The sequence below is a fragment of the Blautia sp. AF32-4BH genome, assembly GCF_003460565.1.
Classification (GTDB): Bacteria; Bacillota; Clostridia; order Lachnospirales; family Lachnospiraceae; genus Fusicatenibacter; species Fusicatenibacter saccharivorans.
In genome coordinates, this window is the sequence record NZ_QTVL01000043.1 from 1 (window position 1) to 985 (window position 985).

Below are 985 nucleotides of genomic sequence, written 5' to 3' on the forward strand. Positions count from 1 at the left end.
TGTAAATGCTGGGTTTTCTGCTTCTTTTTCATTACTTTTTATGGTATAATAAGAGCAGTGAAAAAGGAGCAGAAAACATATGGCTGGCAATTCAAAAGATTCAAAAATCCTTGCGTACAAGGACATGATCAACCAACTGAATAAGACGATTTCCACACAGACAGAACTGATCCAGTCTTTACAAAAAACATTGGAAGCAGACCGGCTGGAAAAAGAAAACCTTCGTCAGCAGATTGAATATCTCACGAAGAAACTTTTTGGTACTTCCAGTGAAAAACGGAAAGATATCGATGGCCAGTTGAATCTTTTTGATGAAGCCGAGCAGGAAGCAGACCCAACATGGGAACAGGAACTTCCTGATGACATCACTGTTCCGGAACATAAGAGAAAAGCAAGACGGACACATGCTGATCTCTTTAAAAATGTTCCTTCCTGCGACGAGATCATTTCTCTTCCGGAGGAGGAGCGAAACTGTCCAACCTGCGGAACGCAGATGGAATGTATTGGGAAAGAATTCGTCCGCCATGAATTTCGTTTTACCCCTGCCAAGGGAAAAGTAGTAAATATCTATCGTGAAACCTATAAATGCCCGGAGTGTGCCATATCAGAGGAACATCCGGATGATCAGACATTTGTCAAAGCCCCTGTTCAGGAAGCATTGATCCCGGAAAGTTATGCATCGGAATACGTTGTCGGATGGGCAATGCACCAGAAGTACCAGAATGGTCTGCCGTTAAACAGGCAGGAAGAGGACTGGAAGCAACTGGGTGTCCCATTAAGCCGGGCTACGCTTGCTAACTGGATCATTTACTGTGCCGAGAATTATCTCCGTCATGTTTATGATTATTTTCACCGTCAGTTACGGATGCGTAAATATCTGATGGCAGATGAAACCCGGGTTCAGGTACTGAATGAGCCGGAGCGTAATCCTGAAACGGATTCCTGGATGTGGCTCTTCCGCAGTGGAGAAGATGGACTTCCGCCG

The 985-nt window shown here is 44.7% G+C and carries 1 protein-coding gene; it reads left to right on the forward strand.

The window, feature by feature from the left end; all coding sequences use genetic code 11:
• Positions 1–79 precede the first annotated feature (79 nt).
• On the forward strand, positions 80–985 hold a 906-nt coding region (locus DWZ44_RS18005), incomplete at its 3' end, for an IS66 family transposase (protein WP_243002173.1).